Origin of the sequence: Allobosea sp. OK403, from assembly GCF_900113835.1 — a bacterium.
Classification (GTDB): domain Bacteria; phylum Pseudomonadota; class Alphaproteobacteria; order Rhizobiales; family Beijerinckiaceae; genus Allobosea.
Window position 1 is genome coordinate 96,524 of the sequence record NZ_FOQV01000006.1, and the last position, 23,470, is coordinate 119,993.

At 64.7% G+C, this 23,470-nt stretch carries 21 protein-coding genes; 6 read left to right on the plus strand and 15 right to left on the minus strand.

Annotated features, from left to right (window positions below; genetic code table 11):
- Positions 1–109 precede the first annotated feature (109 nt).
- Positions 110–2,329: a TonB-dependent hemoglobin/transferrin/lactoferrin family receptor gene (locus BMZ97_RS19925; RefSeq protein ID WP_244546524.1), complete on the plus strand. Its 2,220-nt coding sequence runs from the start codon at positions 110–112 to the stop codon at positions 2,327–2,329.
- A gap of 118 nt (positions 2,330–2,447) precedes the next feature.
- Here BMZ97_RS19925 and BMZ97_RS19930 read toward each other — a convergent pair whose 3' ends face one another.
- The 4 genes from BMZ97_RS19930 to BMZ97_RS19945 all read right to left on the minus strand — a co-directional run bounded on the left by BMZ97_RS19930 (position 2,448) and on the right by BMZ97_RS19945 (position 8,209).
- Entirely contained in the window at positions 2,448–3,302 is an 855-nt protein-coding gene (locus BMZ97_RS19930) for an RNA methyltransferase (RefSeq protein WP_092173618.1), read from the minus strand.
- Between the two features lie 243 nt (positions 3,303–3,545).
- A complete protein-coding gene (locus tag BMZ97_RS19935; protein ID WP_175525639.1) occupies positions 3,546–5,411 on the minus strand; it encodes a methyl-accepting chemotaxis protein in 1,866 nt (621 codons plus the stop codon).
- A gap of 184 nt (positions 5,412–5,595) precedes the next feature.
- Positions 5,596–6,735: a dipeptidase gene (locus BMZ97_RS19940; protein WP_092173623.1), complete on the minus strand. Its 1,140-nt coding sequence runs from the start codon at positions 6,733–6,735 to the stop codon at positions 5,596–5,598.
- A 226-nt stretch (positions 6,736–6,961) separates the two neighbouring features.
- The gene (locus BMZ97_RS19945) at positions 6,962–8,209 is read right to left on the minus strand and encodes an NAD(P)/FAD-dependent oxidoreductase (protein ID WP_092173626.1); all 1,248 of its coding nucleotides are present in this window, start codon (positions 8,207–8,209) and stop codon (positions 6,962–6,964) included.
- Between the two features lie 258 nt (positions 8,210–8,467).
- Here BMZ97_RS19945 and BMZ97_RS19950 point away from each other — a divergent pair, with 258 nt between their 5' ends.
- The 5 genes from BMZ97_RS19950 to BMZ97_RS19970 all read left to right on the plus strand — a co-directional run bounded on the left by BMZ97_RS19950 (position 8,468) and on the right by BMZ97_RS19970 (position 12,999).
- Positions 8,468–9,433, plus strand: coding sequence for a hypothetical protein (locus tag BMZ97_RS19950; RefSeq protein WP_092173628.1), 966 nt, complete (start codon positions 8,468–8,470; stop codon positions 9,431–9,433).
- Between the two features lie 82 nt (positions 9,434–9,515).
- Positions 9,516–10,193 carry a glutathione S-transferase family protein gene (locus BMZ97_RS19955; protein WP_244546512.1) on the plus strand — a complete coding sequence of 226 codons (678 nt, stop codon included), beginning with the start codon at positions 9,516–9,518 and terminating at the stop codon, positions 10,191–10,193.
- Between the two features lie 53 nt (positions 10,194–10,246).
- The gene (gene rpe, locus BMZ97_RS19960; protein ID WP_092173631.1) at positions 10,247–10,930 is read left to right on the plus strand and encodes a ribulose-phosphate 3-epimerase; all 684 of its coding nucleotides are present in this window, start codon (positions 10,247–10,249) and stop codon (positions 10,928–10,930) included.
- A gap of 159 nt (positions 10,931–11,089) precedes the next feature.
- Positions 11,090–12,397: an adenylosuccinate lyase gene (gene purB / locus BMZ97_RS19965; RefSeq protein ID WP_092173633.1), complete on the plus strand. Its 1,308-nt coding sequence runs from the start codon at positions 11,090–11,092 to the stop codon at positions 12,395–12,397.
- 47 nt (positions 12,398–12,444) lie between these two features.
- Complete coding sequence (locus tag BMZ97_RS19970; protein ID WP_092173636.1) at positions 12,445–12,999, plus strand: RBBP9/YdeN family alpha/beta hydrolase; 555 nt, start codon at positions 12,445–12,447, stop codon at positions 12,997–12,999.
- A 342-nt stretch (positions 13,000–13,341) separates the two neighbouring features.
- Here the strand turns inward: BMZ97_RS19970 and BMZ97_RS19975 are convergent, their stop codons facing one another.
- From BMZ97_RS19975 to BMZ97_RS20025, 11 genes are all read right to left on the minus strand, one after another.
- The gene (locus BMZ97_RS19975) at positions 13,342–14,457 is read right to left on the minus strand and encodes a branched-chain amino acid ABC transporter substrate-binding protein (protein WP_092173638.1); all 1,116 of its coding nucleotides are present in this window, start codon (positions 14,455–14,457) and stop codon (positions 13,342–13,344) included.
- A gap of 129 nt (positions 14,458–14,586) precedes the next feature.
- Positions 14,587–14,961, minus strand: a complete 375-nt coding sequence (locus BMZ97_RS19980; protein WP_092173641.1) for a DUF6867 family protein — start codon at positions 14,959–14,961, stop codon at positions 14,587–14,589.
- 1 nt (position 14,962) lies between these two features.
- Positions 14,963–15,694: an ABC transporter ATP-binding protein gene (locus BMZ97_RS19985; protein WP_092173644.1), complete on the minus strand. Its 732-nt coding sequence runs from the start codon at positions 15,692–15,694 to the stop codon at positions 14,963–14,965.
- Positions 15,694–16,530 carry an ABC transporter ATP-binding protein gene (locus tag BMZ97_RS19990; RefSeq protein WP_092173646.1) on the minus strand — a complete coding sequence of 279 codons (837 nt, stop codon included), beginning with the start codon at positions 16,528–16,530 and terminating at the stop codon, positions 15,694–15,696. Before BMZ97_RS19990 ends, BMZ97_RS19985 begins: the two co-directional genes overlap by 1 nt.
- Complete coding sequence (gene livM, locus BMZ97_RS19995) at positions 16,530–17,912, minus strand: high-affinity branched-chain amino acid ABC transporter permease LivM (protein WP_092173649.1); 1,383 nt, start codon at positions 17,910–17,912, stop codon at positions 16,530–16,532. The genes BMZ97_RS19990 and livM overlap by 1 nt, the downstream gene beginning before the upstream one ends.
- Before the next feature lie 5 nt (positions 17,913–17,917).
- Complete coding sequence (locus BMZ97_RS20000) at positions 17,918–18,835, minus strand: branched-chain amino acid ABC transporter permease (protein WP_092173652.1); 918 nt, start codon at positions 18,833–18,835, stop codon at positions 17,918–17,920.
- 473 nt (positions 18,836–19,308) lie between these two features.
- A complete protein-coding gene (locus BMZ97_RS20005) occupies positions 19,309–20,319 on the minus strand; it encodes a 4-hydroxyproline epimerase (protein WP_092174084.1) in 1,011 nt (336 codons plus the stop codon).
- A 9-nt stretch (positions 20,320–20,328) separates the two neighbouring features.
- Positions 20,329–20,736, minus strand: coding sequence for a DUF3574 domain-containing protein (locus BMZ97_RS20010; protein ID WP_092173655.1), 408 nt, complete (start codon positions 20,734–20,736; stop codon positions 20,329–20,331).
- 127 nt (positions 20,737–20,863) lie between these two features.
- Positions 20,864–22,096, minus strand: coding sequence for an NAD(P)/FAD-dependent oxidoreductase (locus tag BMZ97_RS20015; RefSeq protein ID WP_092173657.1), 1,233 nt, complete (start codon positions 22,094–22,096; stop codon positions 20,864–20,866).
- Between the two features lie 10 nt (positions 22,097–22,106).
- Positions 22,107–22,433, minus strand: coding sequence for a cupin domain-containing protein (locus BMZ97_RS20020; RefSeq protein WP_092173660.1), 327 nt, complete (start codon positions 22,431–22,433; stop codon positions 22,107–22,109).
- A 15-nt stretch (positions 22,434–22,448) separates the two neighbouring features.
- Complete coding sequence (locus BMZ97_RS20025) at positions 22,449–23,351, minus strand: dihydrodipicolinate synthase family protein (RefSeq protein ID WP_092173662.1); 903 nt, start codon at positions 23,349–23,351, stop codon at positions 22,449–22,451.
- Between the last annotated feature and the right edge of the window lie 119 nt (positions 23,352–23,470).

Sequence of the window (23,470 nt, forward strand, 5' to 3'; positions counted from 1 at the left end):
CGCGGCGATGTCGCCGGGCTGTGGTGACAAGGACTGGACTTGGGCGATGGGCGATTATTCCGCTAGACTGCGTGGGGGCGTGGCGCTTGGAAGCTTGATGTTGGCTTTGATGGCTGGGCCGGCCCATGCGCAGCAACAAAGCCGCGTGCAACCCGTTACCGGCGCTACCAATCCGGACAGTCCGGTGGTTCTCGACCAGATCAACGTGCAGGGTGAGAGTCTGCCCGGAGGTGCGCTTCTCAGTGGGCCGACCACGACGCGCACGACGCGCCAGGAACTCGACCGCGAGCAGGTTCAGAATCTGACGGATCTGGCGAACCGCGTCGAAGCCGGCATCAGCTTCAACCGCCAGAACAATTCGCTCAACATCCGCGGCCTTGACGGCGCCCGGGTGCTGACGACGATCGACGGCATTCGCCAACCCTTCCTGATCGACACGCGCATCACTCGCGGCGCCCAGAACGCCTTCGATTTCGATTCGCTCTCGACGCTCGACCTGCTTCGCGGCGGCAGCGGCACCAGCACGCTGGGCGGTGGCGCGCTCGGCGGCGCGCTCGCCGTGCGTACGCTCGACCCTGAGGACCTGCTGCGCAACGGCCGTTCCTATGGCACGCTCGCCAAGACCGGCTATGACAGCACGGACCGGGCCTGGTTCGGCAGCGGTGCGGTCGCCGCCCGCATGGGCAACACCTCCGTCCTGCTGCAAGGCGGCTTCCGCGACGGCCACGAGATCGACAGCAAGGGCTCGAACAAGAGCATCGGTGCAACGCGCACGGCGCCGAATCCGAGCGACTTCAGCCAGTACAATGTCCTCGGCAAGATCTATCAGGAGGTCGGCGAGCATCGCTTCGGCCTCACCGCCGAGTTCTTCAAGCGCGCGGATCGCACCCAGGTCCGGAACAACACGGTCTCGCTGACCGGCAATTTCCGTCCGGGTGCCTATCAGAGCGGCGAGGATGTCGAGCGCAACCGTGTCTCGCTGACCTATGACTATAAGCAGCCCGGCGGCTTCATCGATGAGGCACATGCGACGCTCTACTGGCAGCGGCTGAAGCGCGACGACCTCACCAATGCCTGGCGTTTCACGAGCATCGTCGGCCCCTATGCTCGCGATAATTCCAACGAAGAGAATGCCTACGGCTTCAACGGCTATCTGCTGAAGAACTTCCAGACCGGCGTGCTGTCGCACCGCGTCACGCTCGGCACCGAGCTGCGCAGCACCTCGCTGGAGCAGTACTCGGCCGGCGTCGATAATTGCCCGGCGCGTCCAGCGTCGGGCGCCTTCACGGGGGCGCTCGCCACCTGCAACAACCTTTTCACCAACCAGGCCGACCAGCCGAAGATCGACGGAAAGCTCGTCGGCCTTTACGCGCATGACGAGATCGGCCTGATCGATAACCGCCTGCGCATCACGCCCGGCGTGCGCTTCGACTGGTACGAGGAAAAGCCGCAGGATACGCCGGCCTACACGAATGGCGGCTCGCGCCCGGTCGGTTTGCCGCCGTCATCGAGCGACACGGGCTGGTCGCCGCGCCTCCGGCTCGAATACGATATCCTGAAGAACGCGCCCCTGGTGAAGGACGTCACCGTCTTCGCGCAATGGGCCAAGACCTTCCGCGCGCCGACGGCCGACGAGCTCTATGGCCGCTTCGGCGGAACCTCCACCTATCTGCGCACCGGCAATCCGTATCTGCGTCCTGAAGTCGGCAACGGCATCGATCTCGGCTTGCGCTTCGGCGACAAGCAGCTCGGCGGCTCGATCACCTATTTCCACACCAACTACCGCAATTTCATCGAGACTTATCAGGTCCAGGCGGCGGGCGTTGGTGGGCTGTATCCGCAAGGGGGCATCACCAGCTACCAGAATATCAACCGCGCGGAGATCCAGGGTTTCGAAGCGAACGGCCAGTATGCCTTTATGCCGAACTGGCTGGTGCGCGGCTCCTTCGCCTATACCCGCGGCAAGAACAAGGACAACGACACCTTCCTGAACTCGATCCCGCCGGTGCAGGGCATCGTCGCGATCGCTTACGGCACCGATGTCTGGGGGGCCGAAGTTTCGACCAAGCTGGCGGCTGCGCGTGACGACGTTTCGACGGTTTCGGCGGGCACCGGCTTCAAGGCGCCGGGTTATGCGATCTTCAATGCTTCGGCGTGGTGGCGGCCGCTGCCGCAGGTCGCGGATCTCGAATTGCAGGTCGGCGTCTACAACATCTTCGACCGCAAGTATTTCGATGCCGTCAATGTCCCGCTCTCGCGCCCTCAGGGCCGTGACTACTACAGCGAGCCCGGCCGCACCGTGAAGGCGACGATGAAGTACCAGTTCTGAGAACGCGCTTTCCTTCTCCCGCACCAATGTCGGCTGTTGCCGACATTGGCACCTTGGATTGCCCATCTTGGGCAAGCGGCCCTTTTCTTGTCTTGGGTTGAGGCTCTGCCCTCATCCGTCAGCGCTTCGCGCTGCCACCTTCTCCCCCGAGGGGAGAAGGGACGTCCCCCTCGTCCAGCGGCTTCGGCACGCGCAGCCGCCGCGGTCCTTCGGCCAGCGACTTGAAGACGCCGCGCAAGGTGCGCGCCTCCTGCTCGGTCAGGCTCAGCCGGTGCAGGATGTCGCGCAGATTGGCGGTCATCACCGGCTTCTTGCCGGGCGGGAAGAAGCCGCAGATGTCGAGCTCACCCTCGACATAATCGAACATCGATAGGATCGTCTCGCGCGTCGCCGGCGGCGAGGTGTTGCTCTCGCGAAAGGGCGGTTCGCCGCCGGTCGCCTTGAACCATTCATAGCCGGCGAGCAGCACGGCCTGCGCCAGGTTGAGCGAGGCGAAGGCCGGGTTGACCGGGAAGGTCAGGATCGCGTCGGCAAAGCTGATCTCTTCATTGGTCAGGCCGATGCGCTCGCGCCCGAACAGGATGCCGACGCGCTCGCCCGCACCGACACGCTCCGTGAGCGGCGGCATCGCCTCGGAGGGCGTGACCACGCGCTTCATCTGGCCGCGCTCGCGGGCGGTGGTGGCGAGCACATGGTTGAGATCGGCGATGGCCGAGGCGGTGTCTGGAAAGAGCCTGGCATTCTCCAGGATATGGGTCGCGCCGGAGGCTGCGGAGGTTGCGCCCTTCTTCAGGCCGCCGCCCGTCGGCCAGCCGTCGCGCGGCGCGACGAGGCGCATCTCCGACAGGCCGAAATTCGCCATGGCGCGGGCGCACATGCCGATGTTCTCGGCCATTTGCGGTTCGACCAGGATGATGACCGGGGCCGGCGCCGTGGTCGGCGGGCGGGTGCGGTCTGTGCCGGATCCAGTCATGAAAAGGGCTCGCTCTCGAATAGAGAGCGAGCCCTTAACGGATGGAGCAGCTTCGGCAAGCAATCTCTGGATCACGTCGCATTCGGACGGTTCCGTCCGAATGCGAAAAACGTGATCGATTCTCAAAGTTTAGAGCATTGCTCTTGCGAAAAAACCGGTACCCACTTTTTCGCGCAATGCTCTGAGAAGCGATCTCTGCCTTTTGAGCAAACGATCCCTGCCGGGAGGTCTGCCGGCTCGAGGTCAGGCGGCGTAGCGGCGCTGCGGCTGCACCATCGGGGCCTGCTGGCTGGCCGAGTTGCTATGGGTCCGGAAGGTCGCGACCAGGCCGTTGAGGCGCTGGATCTGGCTCAGCAGCGATGTGGCCGAGGCCGCGCTTTCCTCGGCGAGCGCCGCATTCTGCTGGGTCATCTCATCCATATGCGCCACGGTCTGGCTCATCTCGTCGATGCCGTTGGCCTGCTCGGCGGAAGCCGCCGAGATGTCGGTCACGGTCGCGGAAACCTTGCGCGAGGCCTCGACGATCTGGTTGAGCGCCTCGCCGGCCGAGCGCACCAGCGCCACGCCCTGCTCGACCTCGCGGCCGGATTCGCCGATCAATGCCGTGATGTCCTTGGCGGCGTCGCCGGAGCGCTGCGCCAGCGTGCGGACCTCGGAGGCGACGACCGCAAAGCCCTTGCCGGCATCGCCAGCGCGAGCCGCTTCCACCGCGGCGTTGAGCGCCAGCAGATTGGTCTGGAAGGCGATCTCGTCGATCACCGAGGTGATGTCCGAAATCTTCTTCGAGGCGAGTTCGATCCGCGCCATCGCATCGACCGCGTCGGTGACGATGGCGCCGCCTTTTTCCGCGACCGACATCGCCTGTTCGGCCAGTGCGACCGCCTGTTTCGAGGAATGGGCCGAGGCCTTCACCGAGGCTGCGAGCTCTTCCGTGGTGGCTGCCGTTTCCTCGAGCGAGGAGGCCTGCTCCTCGGTGCGCTTCGACAGGTCGTCGGCCCCCATATTGATCTCGCGGGCCGAGTTTCCGACATCGGTGGAGGTGGCCTGGATCGTCGAGACAGTCTCGCTGAGGCGGGCAACGGCCGTGTTGAAATCGTCGCGCAGCTTCTCATAGGTGGCTGCGACATCGCTATCGATCCGGCAGGTCAGGTCACCCTTGGATAGCATGTCGAGGCCGCCGGCGAGCAGATCCATGACCTCGCTCTGTTCAGCGGCGAGGCGTTCCTGCTCGCGGGCATTGGCGGCGCGGTCACGCTCGATCTGCTGGCGCTGTGTCTCGGAGGCGGTGCGGGACTGCACGGTCTCCTCTTCCAGCCGCCGCATCTCGAGACCGTTCTGCTTGAAGACGAGCACGGTCTTGGCCATGGCGCCGACTTCGTCCTTGCGGGCCTCCCCCTCGACAGCCGTGTCGAAATTGCCGGCGGCGAGTTCGCTCATCGCAAGCTTCAAGCGGTCCAGGGGGCGCGTGATGGTGCGCGACGACATCAGGACAGCGCCGATAAGCCCAAGCAGAAGCCCCGCGATGCTGGAGGCGAGCGTGACGATGATGGTGTGCTCGGTCGTAGCGGTCAGCGCATTGGACTTGGCGTCGAGGTCCTTGATCAGGGTTGTACTGAAGGTCACGGTCTCGTTGACGAGCTCGCGAAGCTTGCCGTCCAGCGTGCTCATCACCGCCAGCGCTTTGTCGTTCTCATCCCGCTCTCCGAGCTGGATGGCCTGGTCAACGGAGGCCTTCAAGCCGCGCGCCTGCGTGGCGAGGGCCTCGAAACGACCCTTCAGCTCCGGCATGGCGGCTGCCGCGGCATCGAGATGCGAGAGGGTTGCCTTGTAGGAGGTTTCGCCTTGCGCCTTGGCCTCGGCGATTCCCGGCGCTCCGGCGGGGTAGGCGATGATCTTGTAGGTCTGCGCGATCAGGTCGTTTGCCGTACGCGATGCGCGCGAAACCGCGAGGATCGCCTTGGGGCGGGTGTCCAGCATGGTGGAGTAGTCGGTGTCGACCTGTCTCATCTGCTGGCCTGCATAGAGGCAGGCGCCCAGCCCGATCAGCCCCATCAGGATGATGGCGCTGACGAATTTCGTACCGATCTTGATATTGTTCAAATTGATCATGGCCATCTCAAGCTGCTGCTACTGCAGGTCGAGATGGTTAGCGAGGGCGGTTAAGGATCAATGAAATCAACGGTTTCGGGGCGTTGAATCGCTCATTTTCGCACGCATCGGGCGTATTCTTTCACGCCCGCAATCCAGGGGCGCTGAAATCTCTGGTCGATGGCTTTCAGCGCCGCCTTGCGAATCAAGCGGCAGCCTTCTCCACTGCCCGGATGACCCGCAGCGTGTTGCCGCCCGCAAGCTTTTCGAGGTTGTCTTCCGACCAGCCGCGCCGGATCAATTCCGCGATCAGCGAGGGGAAGACCGTGGTGTCCTCGAGCCCATCGGGATTGACCCAGCCGAAGAAGTCCGAGCCGACGCCGATATGGTCGTGGCCGATGCGCTTGGCGAGGTAATCGAGATGGTCGCAATATTGCGGCAGCGTCGCTTTGGGGCGCGGTCCGACCTTGCGCTCGATCTCCTGTTCCGCCTTGGCGTAATCGAGTCCTTCGGGCGTCTTGCCGTACTGGTCCTTGACCGGGCGGTGCCAGTCGCGCGCGGCCTGGCTGATGAAATCGGGCACGAAGGTCGCCATCACCACGCCGCCATTGCCGGCGACGCGGTCGAGCACGTCATCGGGGACGTTGCGCGGGTGGTCGCAGAGCGAAAACGCGTTGGAATGCGACCAGACGACCGGCGCGCTTGTGACGTCGAGCGTGTCGTGCATCACCTTGGGCGAGACATGGGCGAGGTCGACGACCATGCCGAGCTTGTTCATGCGCGCGATGACCTCCTTGCCGAAGGCGCTGAGGCCGTTGTGCCTGGGGGCGTCAGTCGCGGAATCGCACCAATCATGCGTGCCGTTGTGGCAAAGCGTCATCAGCCGGACGCCGAGATCGTAATAGGCGTCGAGCGCATCGAGCTCGTTGTCGAGCGCCGAGCCGTTCTCGATCGTCATGAACAGCGCGATCCTGTCTTCGGCCTTGGCTGCGGTGACGTCGGCGGCCGAGAGGCCGGGGCGGAAGGCGTCCGAATGTCGTTTCAGGATGTCGCGCATCAGCGCGATCTGGGCGAGCGCGAAGCCGGCGGGCTTGGGGTGGTTGGGCGGCACATAGGCCGCGAAGAACTGCCCGGCGAGCTTGCCGGCCCGCATGCGCGGTATGTCGGTGTCGACCTCGGGATGCACCCTGGCGAGATCATAGGCCGCCACATCGCCCTTGGCGTTACGGTCGAGCCTGATGACATAGGGCAGGTCGTTATGGCCGTCGATCATCGGCGCGCGGTCGAGCAGCGCAAGCGCCGCAGTGTAGGCATTGTCCTGAATGGGAGCTTCGGCGAGGGCCATGGCGCAACCTTGAGCTGGAATCGAGAGCAGCAGCAATGGTGGCAGGTCGCGGAGCGCGAGGCGAGGGCGCGCGGTGCAGGGCTGTCATCCCGCACGCGCTGCGGCACGAAGTGCTGCTGCGCAGATGCGGGACCGTTCTTAAATAAGAGTGAGTCCTCTCTCGTCACACGGCCCCGTGTCCTGCGCAGCAGCGTTTCACGCTGCTGCGCAGACGGGATGACGCCGCCTAGCCGAATCGCGCAGCCGAGAACGGCGTCGGATCGACGAAGACCTTCTGGCCCGTCACCATCTCGGCGATCATCCGGCCCGTGACGGCCGCCAGCGTCAGCCCGTGATGGGCGTGGCCGATCGAGAACCACAGGTTCTTGTGCTTCGGCGCGGGGCCGATGATCGGCATCATGTCGGGTGTGCAGGGTCGGCGGCCGAGCCAGGGCTCGGCATCGACCCGCTCGCCAAGCGGGAACAGCGTCCTGGCGATTGGCTCGGCGCGGGCGAGCTGGACCGGCGTCTTGGGCGCATCGCGGTCGGCGAATTCGGCACCCGTCGTCAGGCGGATGCCCTGCAGCATCGGCGCGAGGAAATAGCCGCGTTCGGTGTCGAGCACCGGATGGTTGAGCACGGCGTTGCCTTGCGCCTTGTAATGCATGTGGTAGCCGCGCTTGACCGCAAGCGGCAGATGGTAGCCGAGCTTGGTGGTCACCACATCGGCCCAGGGGCCGAGCGCGACGACGGCGTCCTTGGCCTGCGCCTTGGTGCCATCAGTGAGCGTCACGCTCCAGCCGGCGGCGTCCTGCACCAGCGTGCCGGCGTCACCGAGCGCGAGCTTGCCGCCAAGCTCCTCGAACCGCGCGACATAGGCTTTGGACAAGCCGAGCGGATCGACCACCGTCACCGGGTCGGTCCAGTGCAGGCCGCCGATCAGGCTCTGGTCGAGATGCGGCTCCTCGCTGCGCAAGGTGGCGACGTCGAGCGCACGGTAGTTCAGGCCGAAATCGCGGTTCCAGCGTGCGGCCTCCGCCAGGCGCGCGTCCTGCTGGGCTGCGGTGCGGAACACCTTCATCCAGCCCTTGCGGCGCAGCAGATTGGTCGCGCCGGCTTCCTGCGCAAGCGCGTCATGCTCGCTGACGCAATGCTCGATCAGCGTCGCATATTTATGGGCGATGGCCTCATGCTGAGAGGCGCGCGAATGCATCCAATACGACCACAGGAAGGGCGCGAGCTTGGGGATCGCGTTCCAATGGTAATGTGCGTCGATGGTGTTGTTCATCGCGTAGCGGATGAGCGCGCCGAAATCATGCGGGAAACCGTATGGGTAGACGCCCTCGCGCTGGATCAGCCCGGCATTGCCGTAGCTCGTCTCCTGGCCCGGACTGCGCTTGTCGACGAGCAGCACGGAGCGGCCCGCCTTTTGCAAATGCAGCGCCACCGAAATGCCGACGATCCCTGCGCCGAGGACGATGGTATCCGTCTGCATCTTGTGCTCCTGCCAGTCTTTACCGCTGCAAAATAGCCGTTTGCGGGGCGATGTCAGCGCCACGGCGCATTTTTGCGGCCTTGCAGCCAAAGTTTCGCAAGATTTGCGCCAATCGGCGGTAAGCGGTGGGTTTGCCTCGCTTTGCCGGCTTTCTCTCACAATTTTCTGCGCACGCAGGGCGGGCCTGCGGCGATGGCGGGTGACGCAAGACGCCAGATCGGCGAGTGTCGCGGCCCTTCCAGTCCAAGCCGGGCCTTCATGCTTTCGCGTTTTGCCGCTTCAATCGCCGCCGCCTTGGCCTGGCTCGGCCGTCATGGCACGCAAGGTTTCGCGCTCTCGATCTTCCTCGGACTGGCCTTGCCGCAATTCTCGGCTGCGGCGCGCCCGGTGCTGCCGATCACCATCTTCTGCTTCACCACGATCGTGTTCATGCGGGCCGATCTCGGCATCATCGCCGGGCTTGTGCGGCGGCCGGGCAAGCTCATCCTCTCCTGTCTCTGGCTGGTCGCGGCGCCGGTCCTGCTGATCGGCGGGGCCTTCCTCCTGCTTGGTCGGGAGGCGCTCGATCCGGGGCTCCTGCTGGGGCTCGCCATCATGGGCGCAGCGCCGCCGATCATGTCGTCGCCGGCGGTCGCGATCCTCTACGGCTTCGAGCCGTCGCTGATCATCGCCTGCGTCATCCTGACCACGATCATCAGCCCTGTGGTCGCACCCTTCCTGGTCGAATTGCTGGCGGGCGCTGCGGTGCCGCTCGACAGCTGGGTCCTGGCGTTCAGGCTTCTGCTCTTCGTCGGCGGCGGCATGGCGGTTGCGGCGGCCCTACGGATCTGGCTCGGCGTCGAGCGGATCAAGGGGATGAAGGCCAATCTCGATGGCTTTGGCGTGCTGATGTATTTCATCTTCGCCATCGCCGCGATGGACGGCGTCACGCAGGCGGCGATCGACGATCCCAAGCGCGTGCTGCTCTTCCTGGCTTGCGTCTTCGCGGTTTCGGGTTTCGGGCTGCTTACGGCCTATCTCGCCCTGCGCCGCCTGCCGGCCTCGGAGCGCTTCATGGTCGGCTACGGCTCGGGCCAGCGGAACATGGGCATGATCGTCGCCGCGCTGGGAGCAGGCGTGCCGCCCTCGACTTTCCTGTTCTTTGCCCTGGCGCAGTTCCCGATCTATCTGCAGCCTTGGTTGCTGCGCGGCCTCGCGGCGCGTATTCGCCGCACGGAGATCTGAAGTCCGAGGTTTAAAGTCTCCTGCCGTGAGCTGACGGCTCGCTTTGCGAAGGTCGCCCCATCGTAACCGGGGCCTCGCCGTCATGATCACGCTCTATTCCGGGCCGCTCAGCCTGTTCTCCCGCAAGGTCGAGATCGCGCTGCGAGAGAAGGCGCTGCCTTTTGAGCGCATCATGGTGCCCTTCAACCAAACCACGGGCTACGACCCCAAGCACCCGGAGGTGCTGGCGCTCAACCCCAAGGCGCAGGTGCCCGTGCTGAGCGATGCCGGGCTTGTGCTCTACGACTCGACGATCATCCTCGAATATCTCGATGAGGCCTATCCGCAGCCGCCGCTGTTTCCGGCAACGCCGGCCGAGCGGGCACGCTGCCGGCTCGATGAGCTCTTTGCCGACGAGATCATGCTGGCGGGCTTGAAGCCCCTGATGCACCGCACCGGCCCCCGCGCGGCGGATGCGAACCGCCGCGCCGCGCAGGATGCCGACGCGCTGATCGCTGAGGACGTGCTGGCCGGTCATTATTGCGAGCTCGAGGAGCGTCTTGCGGGGCGTGAATTCTTCGGCTCCAGCGTCTGCGTCGCCGATATTGCCCTATTCATGAGCGTGCTGTTCTCGTTGCGCCTGGGCGGACCTTCGCTGGCACGCCATCCGGCCCTTGCCGACTGGTTCGCGCGATTGAACCGCCGGCCCGCCTTCGCTGCGGCCGCCGAGGAGATCGCGGAAGCCGACAGGCGCCTGTCGGTTCCTGTGGCACGGCGCTGAATTCACGGCCTTGGCGATTGCGAGAGCGGCGCGCGGGCGTTAAACCGCCAGCCATGAGCGCTCCCATCCGCATCGCCCCCTCGATCCTCTCGGCCGATTTCTCGAAGCTGGGCGAGGAGGTGCGCGCGATCGACGAGGCGGGGGCCGACTGGATCCATTGCGATGTGATGGATGGGCATTTCGTGCCCAACATCACCTTCGGGCCGGATGTACTGAAGGCGATCCGCCCCTGCACCAAGAAGCTCTTCGACGTGCATCTGATGATCGCGCCGGTCGATCCTTATGTCGAAGCCTTTGCCAAAGCGGGCGCCGATCTCATTTCCTTCCATGTCGAGGCCGGGCCGCATCCCCACCGGACGCTGCAGACGATCCGCGGCCACGGCAAGCAGGCTGGCATCGTGCTCAATCCTGGCACGCATGAAAGTGCCGTCGAGCCGCTGCTCGACGATCTCGACCTGATCCTGCTGATGACGGTCAATCCCGGCTTCGGCGGGCAGAGTTTCATCCGCTCCGTGCTCGAGAAGATCGCCCGGGTGCGGGCGATGATCGGCGAGCGGCCGATCGCACTCGAAATCGATGGCGGGGCTAGCCCTGAGACCGCGCCGCTCGTGGCAAAGGCTGGAGCGAATGTTCTCGTTGCGGGTTCTGCCGTGTTCAAGGGCGGGCCTGCCGCCTATGCCGCCAATATCTCCGCGATCCGCAAGGCGGCTGAAGCTGCGCGCGGGCAATGGGTTTGAGATTGATTGAGACGACTGCGTAACCGAACCAACCCGTCATGGTCGGGCTTGTCCCGACCATCCACGTCTTTTGCCGCCTGCCATCCTCGTCACTGTTCAAGACGTGGATGCTCGGCACAGGGCCGAGCATGACGGCATGGCAACAAGGCAAGACCAAACATGATCCCGCGCTATTCCCGCCCCGAGATGGTCGCGATCTGGGAGCCGCAGACCCGCTTCCGGATCTGGTTCGAGATCGAGGCGCACGCCACCGACAAGCTCGCCGAGCTCGGCGTGGTGCCAAAGGAGGCTGCGGCCACGATCTGGGCCAAGGCCAAGGATGCGACTTTCGATGTCGCGCGCATCGACGAGATCGAGCGTGTCACCAAGCATGACGTCATCGCGTTTCTCACGCATCTGGCCGAGATCGTCGGACCGGAAGCCCGCTTCGTCCATCAGGGCATGACCTCCTCGGACATTTTGGACACGACGCTCTCGGTGCAGCTCGCGCGCGCCACCGACCTGCTGATCGCGGATGTCGACGCGCTGCTTGCGGCGATCAAGCGTCGCGCCTTCGAGCACAAGCTGACGCCGACCATCGGCCGTTCGCACGGCATCCATGCCGAGCCGGTGACCTTCGGGCTGAAGCTGGCGCAAGCCTATGCCGAGTTCGACCGCTGCAAGGCCCGATTGGTCGCGGCTCGGGCCGAGATCGCGACCTGTGCGATTTCGGGCGCGGTCGGCACCTTCGCCAATATCGATCCGAGCGTGGAGGCCTATGTCGCGGAAAAGATGGGGCTGAGCGTCGAGCCGGTCTCGACCCAGGTCATCCCGCGCGACCGGCATGCGATGTATTTCGCCACGCTCGGCGTCGTCGCCTCCTCGGTCGAGCGGCTTGCGACCGAAATCCGGCATCTGCAGCGCACCGAGGTCTATGAGGCGGAGGAGTTCTTCTCGCCCGGCCAGAAGGGCTCCTCGGCGATGCCGCACAAGCGCAATCCCGTGCTGACCGAGAACCTGACCGGGCTTGCCCGCCTCGTGCGCGGCATGGTCGTGCCGGCGCTGGAGAATGTCGCGCTCTGGCATGAGCGCGACATCTCGCATTCTAGCGTCGAGCGCATGATCGGCCCCGACGCCACAGTGACGCTCGATTTCGCGCTCGCCCGGCTCACTGGCGTCGTCGACAAGCTGCTGATCTACCCGCAGAACATGCGCAAGAACCTCGACCGGCTTGGCGGTCTGCACAATTCGCAGCGCGTGCTGCTGGCCCTGACCCAGGCCGGCGCCAGCCGCGAGGAGAGCTACAGCCTCGTCCAGCGCAATGCGATGCGCACCTGGGAGCATGGCGAGGACTTCCTCACCAACCTCAAGAAGGATGCCGAGGTAACGGCGAAGCTGTCGGTCGCGGAACTCGAGGCGATGTTCGACGAAGGCTATCACTTCAAGCATGTCGACACGATCTTCGCGCGGGTGTTTGGAGAGGCGTGAGCAATCGACGTCTGGACAAGCGCGCGAGCGTCGCTATCTGAGCTTTCATGAAATCCTCCGAAGCCGACATTCTCATCATCCCCGGCTGGTCCGGGTCCGGGCCTGATCATTGGCAGAGCCGCTGGGAGGCCAGGCTTCCGACGGCGCGTCGTGTCGAGCAGGCGGATTGGCTCAGGCCGCGGCGCGAGGAATGGGCTGGCCGCATCGTCGAGGCGGTGCGGGCTGCCACGCGCCCCGTGGTGCTGGTCGCGCATTCGGCCGGCGTCAGCGCGGTCGCGCATGCGGGCGAACATCTGAAGCCCGGCGAGGTCGCGGGGGCGTTCCTGGTCTCTCCGCCGTCGGAGGCCGCGAAACGCGCGCTACCGGATATGGAACCCGAGTTCGCTGTGCATCGGCGCGAGACCCTGCCCTTTCCGGCCACGGTTATCGCCAGCGCGACCGATCCCTATTGTTCGCTGGACGAGGCGAAGGCGCTGGCGGAAGCCTGGGGCGCGACCTTCGTCGACGCCGGCGACAGCGGCCACCTCAACAGTGATTCCGGGCACGGCCCCTGGCCGGACGGGCTCCTGCAGTTCGCAAGCTTTCTCAGGCGCTTGGGCTGAGCAGCTGTGGAGCTGATTCAATCGTCATTGCGCGCGTGAGCGACGCAATCCGGGAGGTCTCACACAGTCCCTTGGGTTGCCACGCCCCCGGATTGCTCGTCGCCCTCGCTCCTCGCAATGACGCGGATGTCCGGTTCGGACAGCTCCAAAACAAAACCGCCCCGGATTGCTCCGGGGCGGTCTCGTTTCACGCTAGAGCCGGATGATTTCAAATGGGGTCACAGAGTGATCCCATCTGAAATCTGAATCCGTCTCTCATCTGAAAGTGAGAGCAGGATCAATGCGAAAAACCGGCTTCCACTTTTTCGCATCCTGCTCTCGATGGCGATCAGCTAGTCGAGATCAATTCTCGACATAGGTGATCTTGCCGTCGGCGCCCTTCTTCCAAGTGTACATGGTGTAGTCGGGGCGGGTGATGTCGCCCTTCTTGTCGTAGGTGATGTCGCCGATCACGGTCTTGAAGGTCTTGCCCGAGCGCATGTACTCGGCGACCTTCTTGGGATCGAGCGACTTGGCGCCTTCGGCCGCCTGCTTCAAGATTTCCACGGCGGCGTAGGAATAGAGCGTATACGCCTCCGGCTTGAACTTGCGGGCCTCGAACTTCTTGAGGATGGCCGCAGCTTCAGGACGCTTCTGCGGGTCCGGCGGGAAGGTCATCAGCGTGCCTTCGACGCCGGGGCCGCCGATCGTGGCGAACTCGTCGGTGGTGATGCCGTCGCCCGAGATCATCACGGTCTTCAGGCCCTGGTCGCGCATCTGGCGCACGATCAGGCCGCCTTCGGTGTGCAGGCCACCCCAGTAGAGGTAGTCGGCACCGACGGACTTCAGCTTGGAGATCAGCGCCGAATAGTCCTTCTCGCCGGCGTTGACGCCTTCATAAAGCACGTCCTTGACGCCCGCCTTGGTCAGGCCCTTGCGGGTCTCGTCGGCGAGGCCCTGGCCGTAGGTGGTCTTGTCGTGGACGACGGCGATCTTCTTGCCTTTGAGGTTCTTGGCGATATAGGCCGCCGCGACCTCGCCCTGCTGGTCGTCGCGACCGCAGGTGCGGAACACGTTCCAGAGGCCGCGCTCGGTGATCTTCGGGTTGGTGGCCGAAGGCGAGATCATCGCGATGCCGTTCTCGGCATAGACTTCAGAGGCCGGCATGGTGACGCCGGAGTTGAAGTGACCGATCACGAACTTGACGCCGTCGCCGACGAACTTGTTGGCGACGGAGACGCCTTGCTTGGGATCGGAGACATCGTCGCCGACCGACAGCGCGATCTTCTGGCCCAAGATGCCGCCAGCCGCGTTAATGTCGTCGATCGCCTGCTCGGTACCGTTCTTCAGCTGGGCGCCGAAGGCGGCGTTGGGGCCTGTGATCGGTCCGGCGACGCCGAACTTGACCTGTGCATTCGCCACGCCGGAGAAGGCGAGGACGGCGCCGAGCGCGATACCGCTCAACAGCAGTTTCTTCATGAGATCAGACTCCCCTGTGATTACTATGAACGGGCTGGATGGTCCGCCCGTCTCGGCGCGCGCGGCTACCGTGAAACGCAGTCTTGCGCTTTTTCAACGGTCTGTCACGCGTCAAGCTCGTCGCCATTTTCAGGCTATTTCGGCCCTGATCTTCACGCCTTCGCGCGCTTTCCAGCTGAATGGGCCGGTGCGCTCGAAGAGCCAGCGATATTGGGTCGTCATCTGCCTGGCGCGGTTGTAGCGCCAGCCGGCGAAGCCGAAAGCCATCAGCACGATGGTATCGACGATGTAGTAGTGCAGCGTCAGCAGCGTCGCCTCGAACAGCGCGAAATGGATGAAGCGCACGGCGAGCCCGAGAACCAGGATGTAGAGCACGAGCTGGAAAGTCGGCTTCCATGCCTTGGCCACCGCGCGGCCCGACATCCAGGCGAGCCAGCCGCCCATCACCACCGTGACCAGCAGGAACAGCCAGAGCGTCGGTTCTTCGTAGAGGATGCCTTGCATGTCAGTGCCTCCCGCCTTCGAGATAGGCGGCGCGCACCTGCGGATTGGCGAGCAGCTCCTGGCCCGTGCCGCTCATGGTGATGACGCCGTTGACCATGACATAGCCGCGATGGGCGAGCTTGAGCGCATGGAAGGCATTCTGCTCGACCAGGAAGACGGTCAACCCTTCCGTCTTGTTGAGCTCCCGGATCGCCTCGAAGATCTGCTTCACGATCAGCGGGGCAAGCCCCAGCGAGGGCTCGTCGAGCAGGAGGAGCTTGGGCCTGGCCATCAGGGCGCGCGCGATCGCCACCATCTGCTGCTCGCCGCCCGAGAGCGTGCCGCCGCGCTGCTGCAGCCGCTCCTTGATGCGCGGGAAGAGCACGCAGATCTTTTCGAGATCCTCGTCGAAATGGGCGAGGTCGCGCACGGCCGCGCCCATCTGCAGATTCTCGTAGACGGTCATGCGCGGGAAGATGCGTCGTCCCTCTGGGGATTGAGCGATGCCCAGCCTTGCGATCAGGTGGCTCGGCATCTTGGTGATGTCGCGCCCCTCATAGGTGACGGTACCTTCGCGCGCCTGCGGGTTGCCGAAGATCGTCATCATCAGGGTGGATTTGCCGGCGCCGTTGGCGCCGATCATGGTGACGATCTCGCCGGCGCGGACATCGATGTCGACGCCCTTGAGAGCGATGATCTTGCCGTAATAGGTCTTGACGCCGCGTACGGTGAGAAGAGGCTGAGCTTCGCTCATCACAGTCCGACCTCTGCTTCCACGGCTGCGACCTCGTCGTCGTCGACGCCGAGATAAGCGGCGATCACCTTGGGATCGGCCTGGACCTGCGCCGGTGTGCCATCGGCGATCTTGGTGCCGTAGTCGAGCACCACTACATGGTCCGAAATCTCCATCACCACCGACATGTCGTGCTCGATCAGCAGGAGCGCCGTGCCGATATCCTTGCGGATCGAAAGCAGCAGCTCGTTGAGGTCATGGCTCTCGCGCGGGTTGAGGCCGGCGGCCGGTTCGTCCAAGCAGAGCAGGACCGGCTCGGTGCACATGGCGCGCGCGATCTCGAGGCGGCGCTGGTCGCCATAGGGCAGATCGGCAGCGGGATCGTCGGCGCGATCGGTCAGCCTGATCTTGTCCAGCCAGAACTTGGCCTTCTCGATCGCTTCCTTCTCGCGCGCCTTGTAGCCGCCGATGCCGAGCACGCCGAGGAAGGTGAAGCCCGACGCGATCATCAGCGGGTTGTGCTGGGCGACGAGAAGGTTCTCCAGCACGGTCATGCCGCCGAAGAGGCGGATGTTCTGGAAGGTGCGGGCGACCCTGGCCTTCCAGGAGATGCGGAAGTCCGGCATCCGCTCGAGCAGATAGCTCGCGCCGCTGTCATGCGTCAGCGCCATCATACCTTCGGTAGGCTTATAAAAGCCGGTGATGCAATTGAAGACCGTGGTCTTGCCGGCCCCGTTGGGGCCGATCAGCGCGGTGATGTCGCCCTTGCGGGCCTCGAAGGAGAGGTCGTTGACGGCGGTGAGGCCGCCGAAGCGCATGGTGACATGCTCGACCTGGAGAAGCGGGGCAGTAGTCATCAGCCGTGGCCCTCCTGGACCATGTCGGACGAGATCGCCTTCTTTTCCTTGAGGAAGGCCGTCGGCTCGCGCGTCGAGATCAGTCCGCGCGGCTTCCAGATCATGATCACCACCATGGCCAGGCCGAAGATCAGCATGCGGTATTTGGTCGGGTCGAAATCATTGCCGAAGATCGCCTTCAGCCAGTCGAGCTCGCGCAGCAGTTCGGTGCCGCCGATCATCGCGGTCGCGGCGATGGCGCAGCCCCAGAGCGAGCCCATGCCGCCGAGCACGACGATTGCCAGCACCATCGCCGATTCCATGAAGACGAAGGATTCCGGCGAGATGAAGCCCTGCCGCGCCGAGAAGAACGCGCCGGCGAAGCCGCCGAACATGGCGCCGATCGAGAAGGCGGTAAGCTTGGTGTTGGTGGTGTTGATGCCGAGCGAGCGGCAGGCGATCTCGTCCTCGCGCAGGGCTTCCCAGGCGCGACCCACCGGTAATCGTCTGAGCCGTAGCGAGACGAAGGCGGTGAGGAGCGCGAGCGCCAGGATCAAGTAATACAGGAAGATCGTTCGGTAGAGCGGCGAGAATTCCAGCCCGAACACGGCCGCGAAGCCCTCGTCGCTGGCATTGAAGGGGATGCCGAAGAAGCTCGGCCGTGGAATGCCGGAAATGCCGGCATAGCCGTTGGAAAAGTCGACCCAGTTGATCAGGACGAGACGGATGATCTCGCCGAAGGCGAGCGTGACGATGGCGAGATAGTCGCCGCGCAGGCGCAGCACGGGAAAGCCGAGCAGCATGCCCCAGAAGGCGGCGAGGATCCCCGAGAGCGGCAGCAGGAGCCAGAATGACAGGCCGAAATTCTTGGCCAGCAGCGCGTAGGAATAGGCGCCGACCGCATAGAAGGCGACATAGCCGAGGTCGAGCAGTCCGGCGAGGCCTACGACGATGTTTAGCCCCCAGCCGAGCATGACGTAGATCAGGATCTGGACGCCGAAATTGTCGATCCATTTCAGCGCGCCGCCCCAGCCGGTCAGACCGATCGCGATCATCGGGAAGGTGATGAGGAACCCGAGCCCGAACAGCGAGAAGGTACGCGAGTTGCGCTGGAAGAAAGCAAAGGTGCCGTGCGGCAGGAAACGCACCAGCGATTTCCGGTCGGCCTTGCCCTGTTGGCGCAGCACCACCAGGAAGCGCCCGACGAAGACGATGGCGACTGCCCAGGCAACGGCCTCCCAGCGCTGATCGAGCACCAGCACGTTTTCCATGTTCTGGCGGGTGCCCCAGGCGATGATCGGGATGCACAGGCCGAAGGTGACGAGGGCGGCAAAGCCGGCCTCCTTGAGCGCCGCCTTGAAGTCGCGAGGAGGCACTGCGGGCGTCGAAATGGTCGTCGCCATGGCTGTCAGACTTTCTCGACTTCGGGGCGGCCAAGGATGCCCGAGGGCATGAAGACGAGCACGATCGCGAGGATGCAGAAGGCCGCGACGTCCTTGTAGTCGATGGTGAAATAGGCCGACCACATCACCTCGATCAGCCCGATCAGCAGCCCGCCGATGACGGCGCCGGGCAGAGAGCCGATACCGCCGAGAACGGCAGCGGTGAAGGCCTTCACGCCGGGGATGAAGCCGTCATTGAATGAGACCACGCCGTAGAGGACGAGGTACATCACGCCGGCGACCGCTGCGAGCGCCGCGCCCATCACGAAGGTGATCGAGATCGTGCGGTCGACGTCGATGCCAAGGAGCGCGGCCATCTTGCGGTCCTGCTCGCAGGCGCGCTGGGCCCGGCCGAGCGGCGTCTTCTGGACGATGTACCAGAACGCCGCCAGCAGCACCGCCGTCGTCACGATGATGACGATCTGCTTGTAGGAAATCTGAACTGTGTAGGTCGCGCTGTTGATGAGCGTGATCGAGTCGTTCAGCATCGGCGCGGTCGATTTGTTGCGCGGGCCCTGCACGACCTGGACGAAGTTCGACAGGAAGATCGACATGCCGATCGCCGAGATCAGCGGCGCGAGGCGGAAGGAGCCGCGCAGTGGCCGGTAGGCGACGCGTTCGATCGCCCAGTTCCACAGCGAGGTGAAGAACATCGCCAGTGCGAGCACGACGATGAGCGCCACCACGATCAGCCCGGCGCCGAACCAGGACGCGATCAGCATGAAGAAGATCAGCGCGATGAAGGCCGACAGCATGAAGATGTCGCCATGGGCGAAGTTCACCATGCCGATGATGCCGAAGACCATCGTGTAGCCGATGGCGATGAGGCCGTAGATCGACCCCAGGGTCAGCCCATTGATGAGCTGCTGGAGAAACACTTCCATTGACGACGCCTAACCCCTCTCATCCGCTCCCGTTCTTTTCGGCGGCATGACGCCGACGCATGCGGGATACGATTGCTACGCAGAGCTACCAACGGCTTGCGGCTTCGACAATCGCGCCGGGCCACAATTCTGTCAAAAGCAATCTGGCACGTTTTGCCTGCTGTTTGTGCAAGCATCTCTGCGGCGCGGCGGCGATTTCGCGCAAGATGATTGTGAGGTGGGCATTTTCGCGGGGAGCATTTGGGCCCGACAGGCGGCGGAAATGGGCGCGAAAAACCGTCTAGGATGATCTTTATGCACCCAATCAGGGTCCAACGGAGCGTGGTCGTGCCGCCTGACGCAAGGTCACGTCGTGTTCGGACGGTTCCGTCCGAATACGAAGAACGTGATCGATTCCTGGAGTTGAGAGCATTGCTCTTGCAAAAAAAACGGCACCCGCTTTTTGCGCAATGCTATTGGGCGGTTTTGTCGCCTCAGGCGCGATCGGCGAGCTGGAAACCATGCGCCAGCGGGTCGCGGTCGTCGATGAAGATGGTGTTGTAGCCGGTCATCCGGGCCCAGCCCTCGATCGACGGGATGATCGCGTCATGGGGCCCGACCTTCGCCGCCGCCTCGACCCGGCCGCGGAAGAGCGTGCCGATGATGCTCTCATGGACGAAGTCGTCGCCGACCTTGAGCTTTCCCTGCGCGGCCCATTGCGCCATGCGCGAGGAGGTGCCGGTGCCGCAGGGCGAGCGGTCGAGCGCCTTGTCGCCATAGAACACGGCGTTGCGGGCATGCGCCTCGGGCTTCGTCGGTGCGCCGGTCCAGAGGATGTGGGAGAGGCCGTTGATCGCCGGGTTCTCGGGGTGGACGAACTGGTATTTCGCGTTGAGGGCAGCGCGCAGCTTCGGGCTCCAGCGCAGCAGATCGGAGGGGTTCACATCCGCGATGTCGCGGATCGCCGCTTGCGGATCGACGATCGCGTAGAAATTGCCGCCATAGGCGACATCGACCTTGACCTCGCCCAGCCCCTCGACCTCGGCGGAGAGGCCGGTCGCATGCAGATAGGAGGCGATGTTGGTGATGCGGACGCTGTCGACATAGGGGCCGTTGCGGACATAGGTCGCGGTGACGAGGCCGGCGGGCGTGTCGATCTTCAGCACGCCCTCCTGGCGCGGCGTCACCAGTCCGCGCTCCAGCGCCATGGTCACGGTGCCGATCGTGCCATGGCCACACATCGGCAGGCAGCCCGAGGTCTCGATGAAGAGGAAGGCGATGTCGGCGTCCTCGCGCGTCGGCGGGTAGAGGATTGCGCCCGACATCATGTCGTGGCCGCGCGGCTCGAACATCAGCCCGGTGCGAATCCAGTCGAATTCCGCCAGGAAATGCGCGCGCTTCTCGACCATGGTGCTGCCCTTCAGGGCAGGACCGCCGCCGGCGACGAGGCGTACCGGATTGCCGCAGGTATGGCCGTCGACGCAGAAGAAGGTGTGGGTCGTCATGGCATCCACTCAGAAGGATATGCAGGCCGGCCGCAGGATCGTGCCGACCGATTGCTGGTTGAAACGCTGCTTATAGGCTTCGGCGATGGCCGCGAGCTTGGCGCGCCCCTCGGGCTCGTCCTTCAGGGCGATGACGAGGAGTTTTGCCTGCTCGCGTACAAGGACGCCACGCGTGGTATCGCGATACTGCCCTTGCCCGGCAAGGATCGTCAGCCCGTCGGGGAAGCGCGGCGTCACCTCCTCGTCGATGAAGCGCCCGAAGGCTTTCTCGCTGACGCCGAGCCTGTCGCCGATATTGCGGCCGAATAGCAGTTCGGCGACGAGCATCGCTTGCTGGCCCGGCGAACAAGCAAGCGGCGGGAGGCTGGCGCAGCCGCCAAGGCAGGCGAAGCCGGCGAGAAACAGGATTCGAATCATCGCCTTGGCCTCGTCGGCTCAGAGCTTGATTCAGGTGCCGGGCAGTTGCGCTCGATTGTGAGAGCGAAGGCGATTTTCGCGCCTGCCATCATCTCGATGCCGAAGATCGGGCCCGCCGTCATCGCCTTCAGAACCGGCGCGGACTGAAGGGCGCGAGATCGATCGCGGGCTTGCGGCCGGCGATCGACGCGGCGACGAGGCCCGCCGTCGCGGTCGACTGCGTCATGCCGTAATGGCCGTGGCCGAAGGCGTAGACGACGTGGCGGTTGCGGCTCGCTTCGCCGATCACGGGCAATGAATCCGGCAGCGAAGGCCGGAAGCCCATCCAGAGCGTGCCACTCTCGAAGGGCGGCAGGCCGTCGACCAGGCTCGCCGCCTTGTCGTAGAGGCTGCGCGTCCGGGCGTGGTTGGGCGCCGCCTTCAGTCCGCCGAACTCGACGGCGCCGCCGATGCGCAAGCCGCTTTCCAACGGCGTCATGACGAAGCCATGGCCCTCGAAACCGACCGGGCGCGAGGTCAGGCCGGTGACGCCGGGAAAGCTGACATTGTAGCCGCGCTCGGTGTCGAGCGGGACGGCATCGCCGAGCGCTGCCGCCAGCGGCTTCGACCAGGCACCCGCTGCGATCACCGCGCGATCGACGACGCGCTGCCAGCCATCGGGGCCGATCAGGGACGGGCGCTCGCCCATCGAGATGTTGCTGACTTCGGCCTTCTCGAAGACCGCGCCGCGCGCCAGCGCCGCCTCGAACAGGGCCAGCGTCAACTGCAAGGGATCGCTGATATGGGCGGTGTCGGGATGGAAGGCCGCGCCGGCGAAGCGCCGCTTCAGCGCCGGCTCGAACTGGCTGAGTTCCTCGGGGCCGATCATCTCGACCTTGATGCCGAACTCCGCCTGACGCCTGGCGACATGGCCGGCCTCGTCGAAGGCCGCCTTGTCGGTGAAGACATAGAGCCCGCCCTGGCGATGGATGTGGCGGCTGAGGCTCAGGCTCTCGGCCCGCGCCAGCCAGGCCGGCAAGGCGAGTTGCTGCAGGGCGGCGAGCCCCTGGATCGAACGCTCATAGGCATCGGGCCGCGCCGCCAGCACGAAGCGGACGAGCCAGGGCAGGAGCTTGGGAAAATAGGCCGGGCGGATCGAGAGCGGCCCGAGCGGGTCGAGCAGGAATTTCGGCACCTGCCGCAGATTCTTGGGGCTGGCGATCGGCAGGATGTCGGTATGGGCCATCCAGCCGGCATTGCCGCGCGAGGGGCCGAAGGCGGGGCCTTCCTTGTCGAGGATCAGGACCTCGTGGCCCTCGTCGAGCAAGGCATGCGCGATGGCGCAGCCGACGATGCCGGCGCCGATAACGGCGATCTTCACGACAGGGCCTTCATGGCAGCGACAATTCCTTCAGCGCGCCGGGCTGCTTCACCTCGATCTCGACGAAGGCGATCGGGTGGGCGGAGCCGTTCATGACGTCGTGCTGGACGCCGGCCGGGCGCATATAGGCCTGGCCCTGCGCCAGTGGCACATCGGTTTCCGTCTTGCCGTCATGGATACGCAGCGTGCCCGCGACCAGCATCACCACGAAATAGGGCCAGCCATGCGTATGCCAGCCGGTCACGGCGCCGGGCTCGAAATCCCAGCGTGTGATCCGGATCGTCTCGTCATCCTGCTGGAGCGTCGGGATGGCGGGGAGGGTGCAGGCGAAGGCCATGGCGTATCCGGTCTTTTAGAAACTCGGCAGCGTCGGACGTGTGGTTTCGGCTGCCTTGACGATCGCCGTGAGGCGGGCACGTTCGGAGCCCTGCAGCGCCTGACGCGGAGCGCGGCAGCGGTCATTGGAGCCAATCACCAGCGCCTCGACCAGCTTGATGTTCTGGACGAGTCTCGCCGAGACGTCGAGGTCGAGCAGCGGGCGGAACCAGCGATAGATCGCGATCGCCTCGTTCATGCGCCCGGCCTTGGCAAGTTCGTAGATCGCGACGGTCTCGCGCGGATAGGCCACGACCAGCCCCGCGACCCAGCCATCGGCGCCCATCGCCAGGCTTTCCAAGGCGAGGTTGTCGACGCCGGTCAGCAGCTTGAAACGATCGCCGCAGAGCGACTTGATCTCGCTGATGCGGCGGATGTCGTCGGAGGATTCCTTGATGGCTGTGAAGAGCGGCTCGTCGGCCAGCTCCGCCAGCATGGCGGGCGGGATATCGACGCCATAGGCGGGCGGATTGTTGTAGATCATCACCGGCAGGCCGCCGGCCCTGGCGACGGTCCGGTAATGCGCTGCGGTCTCGTGCGGCTCGGATTTATAGGGGATGCCGGGCAAGACCATGAAGCCGGCCGCACCGGCCTTGGCGCCGGCTTCCGCGAGGTTGCAGGAAGCCCTGGTCGAGCCCTGCGAGACCGTCAGCAGCACCGGCACCTTGCCACCGGCGACGCGCAAGGCGGTCTTCAGGACCTCGATCTTCTCGTCGGGGTCCAGCGTCGAGGCCTCGCCGAGCGAGCCGCAGACGATCAGGCCGTGCACGCTAGCCTCGATCTGGAGAGAAAAGCATCGCTCCATCTCGGCGATGTCGAGCCGGTCCTCGCTGGTGAATTTCGTCGTAACCGCAGGTAGAACGCCGGTCCAATGGCTCATGGCACAAAGCTCCTTGCGTGCCGGCCCGTTTCGCTTGCAGATTGCAAACAGGCGAGCTTCGGCTCTCAGCGACATAGGTGATATATCAATGTTCGGTCGCACGTCAATCCAGTCTTGTC

Excerpts from the sequence above, each read along its gene's own strand:
- BMZ97_RS19945 (WP_092173626.1), bottom strand. The coding sequence starts at position 8,209 with ATGCAGACGGATACCATCGTCCTCGGCGCAGGGATCGTCGGCATTTCG.
- BMZ97_RS20010 (WP_092173655.1), bottom strand. The coding sequence starts at position 20,736 with ATGATTCGAATCCTGTTTCTCGCCGGCTTCGCCTGCCTTGGCGGCTGC.
- livM (WP_092173649.1), bottom strand. The coding sequence starts at position 17,912 with ATGGCGACGACCATTTCGACGCCCGCAGTGCCTCCTCGCGACTTCAAG.
- BMZ97_RS19990 (WP_092173646.1), bottom strand. The coding sequence starts at position 16,530 with ATGACTACTGCCCCGCTTCTCCAGGTCGAGCATGTCACCATGCGCTTC.
- BMZ97_RS20000 (WP_092173652.1), bottom strand. The coding sequence starts at position 18,835 with ATGGAAGTGTTTCTCCAGCAGCTCATCAATGGGCTGACCCTGGGGTCG.
- BMZ97_RS20025 (WP_092173662.1), bottom strand. The coding sequence starts at position 23,351 with ATGAGCCATTGGACCGGCGTTCTACCTGCGGTTACGACGAAATTCACC.
- BMZ97_RS19980 (WP_092173641.1), bottom strand. The coding sequence starts at position 14,961 with ATGCAAGGCATCCTCTACGAAGAACCGACGCTCTGGCTGTTCCTGCTG.
- BMZ97_RS20020 (WP_092173660.1), bottom strand. The coding sequence starts at position 22,433 with ATGGCCTTCGCCTGCACCCTCCCCGCCATCCCGACGCTCCAGCAGGAT.
- BMZ97_RS19985 (WP_092173644.1), bottom strand. The coding sequence starts at position 15,694 with ATGAGCGAAGCTCAGCCTCTTCTCACCGTACGCGGCGTCAAGACCTAT.
- BMZ97_RS19975 (WP_092173638.1), bottom strand. The coding sequence starts at position 14,457 with ATGAAGAAACTGCTGTTGAGCGGTATCGCGCTCGGCGCCGTCCTCGCC.
- BMZ97_RS19955 (WP_244546512.1), top strand. The coding sequence starts at position 9,516 with ATGATCACGCTCTATTCCGGGCCGCTCAGCCTGTTCTCCCGCAAGGTC.
- BMZ97_RS19970 (WP_092173636.1), top strand. The coding sequence starts at position 12,445 with ATGAAATCCTCCGAAGCCGACATTCTCATCATCCCCGGCTGGTCCGGG.
- BMZ97_RS20005 (WP_092174084.1), bottom strand. The coding sequence starts at position 20,319 with ATGACGACCCACACCTTCTTCTGCGTCGACGGCCATACCTGCGGCAAT.
- BMZ97_RS19950 (WP_092173628.1), top strand. The coding sequence starts at position 8,468 with ATGCTTTCGCGTTTTGCCGCTTCAATCGCCGCCGCCTTGGCCTGGCTC.
- BMZ97_RS19940 (WP_092173623.1), bottom strand. The coding sequence starts at position 6,735 with ATGGCCCTCGCCGAAGCTCCCATTCAGGACAATGCCTACACTGCGGCG.
- BMZ97_RS19930 (WP_092173618.1), bottom strand. The coding sequence starts at position 3,302 with ATGACTGGATCCGGCACAGACCGCACCCGCCCGCCGACCACGGCGCCG.
- BMZ97_RS19935 (WP_175525639.1), bottom strand. The coding sequence starts at position 5,411 with ATGATCAATTTGAACAATATCAAGATCGGTACGAAATTCGTCAGCGCC.
- BMZ97_RS19925 (WP_244546524.1), top strand. The coding sequence starts at position 110 with ATGGCTGGGCCGGCCCATGCGCAGCAACAAAGCCGCGTGCAACCCGTT.
- purB (WP_092173633.1), top strand. The coding sequence starts at position 11,090 with ATGATCCCGCGCTATTCCCGCCCCGAGATGGTCGCGATCTGGGAGCCG.
- rpe (WP_092173631.1), top strand. The coding sequence starts at position 10,247 with ATGAGCGCTCCCATCCGCATCGCCCCCTCGATCCTCTCGGCCGATTTC.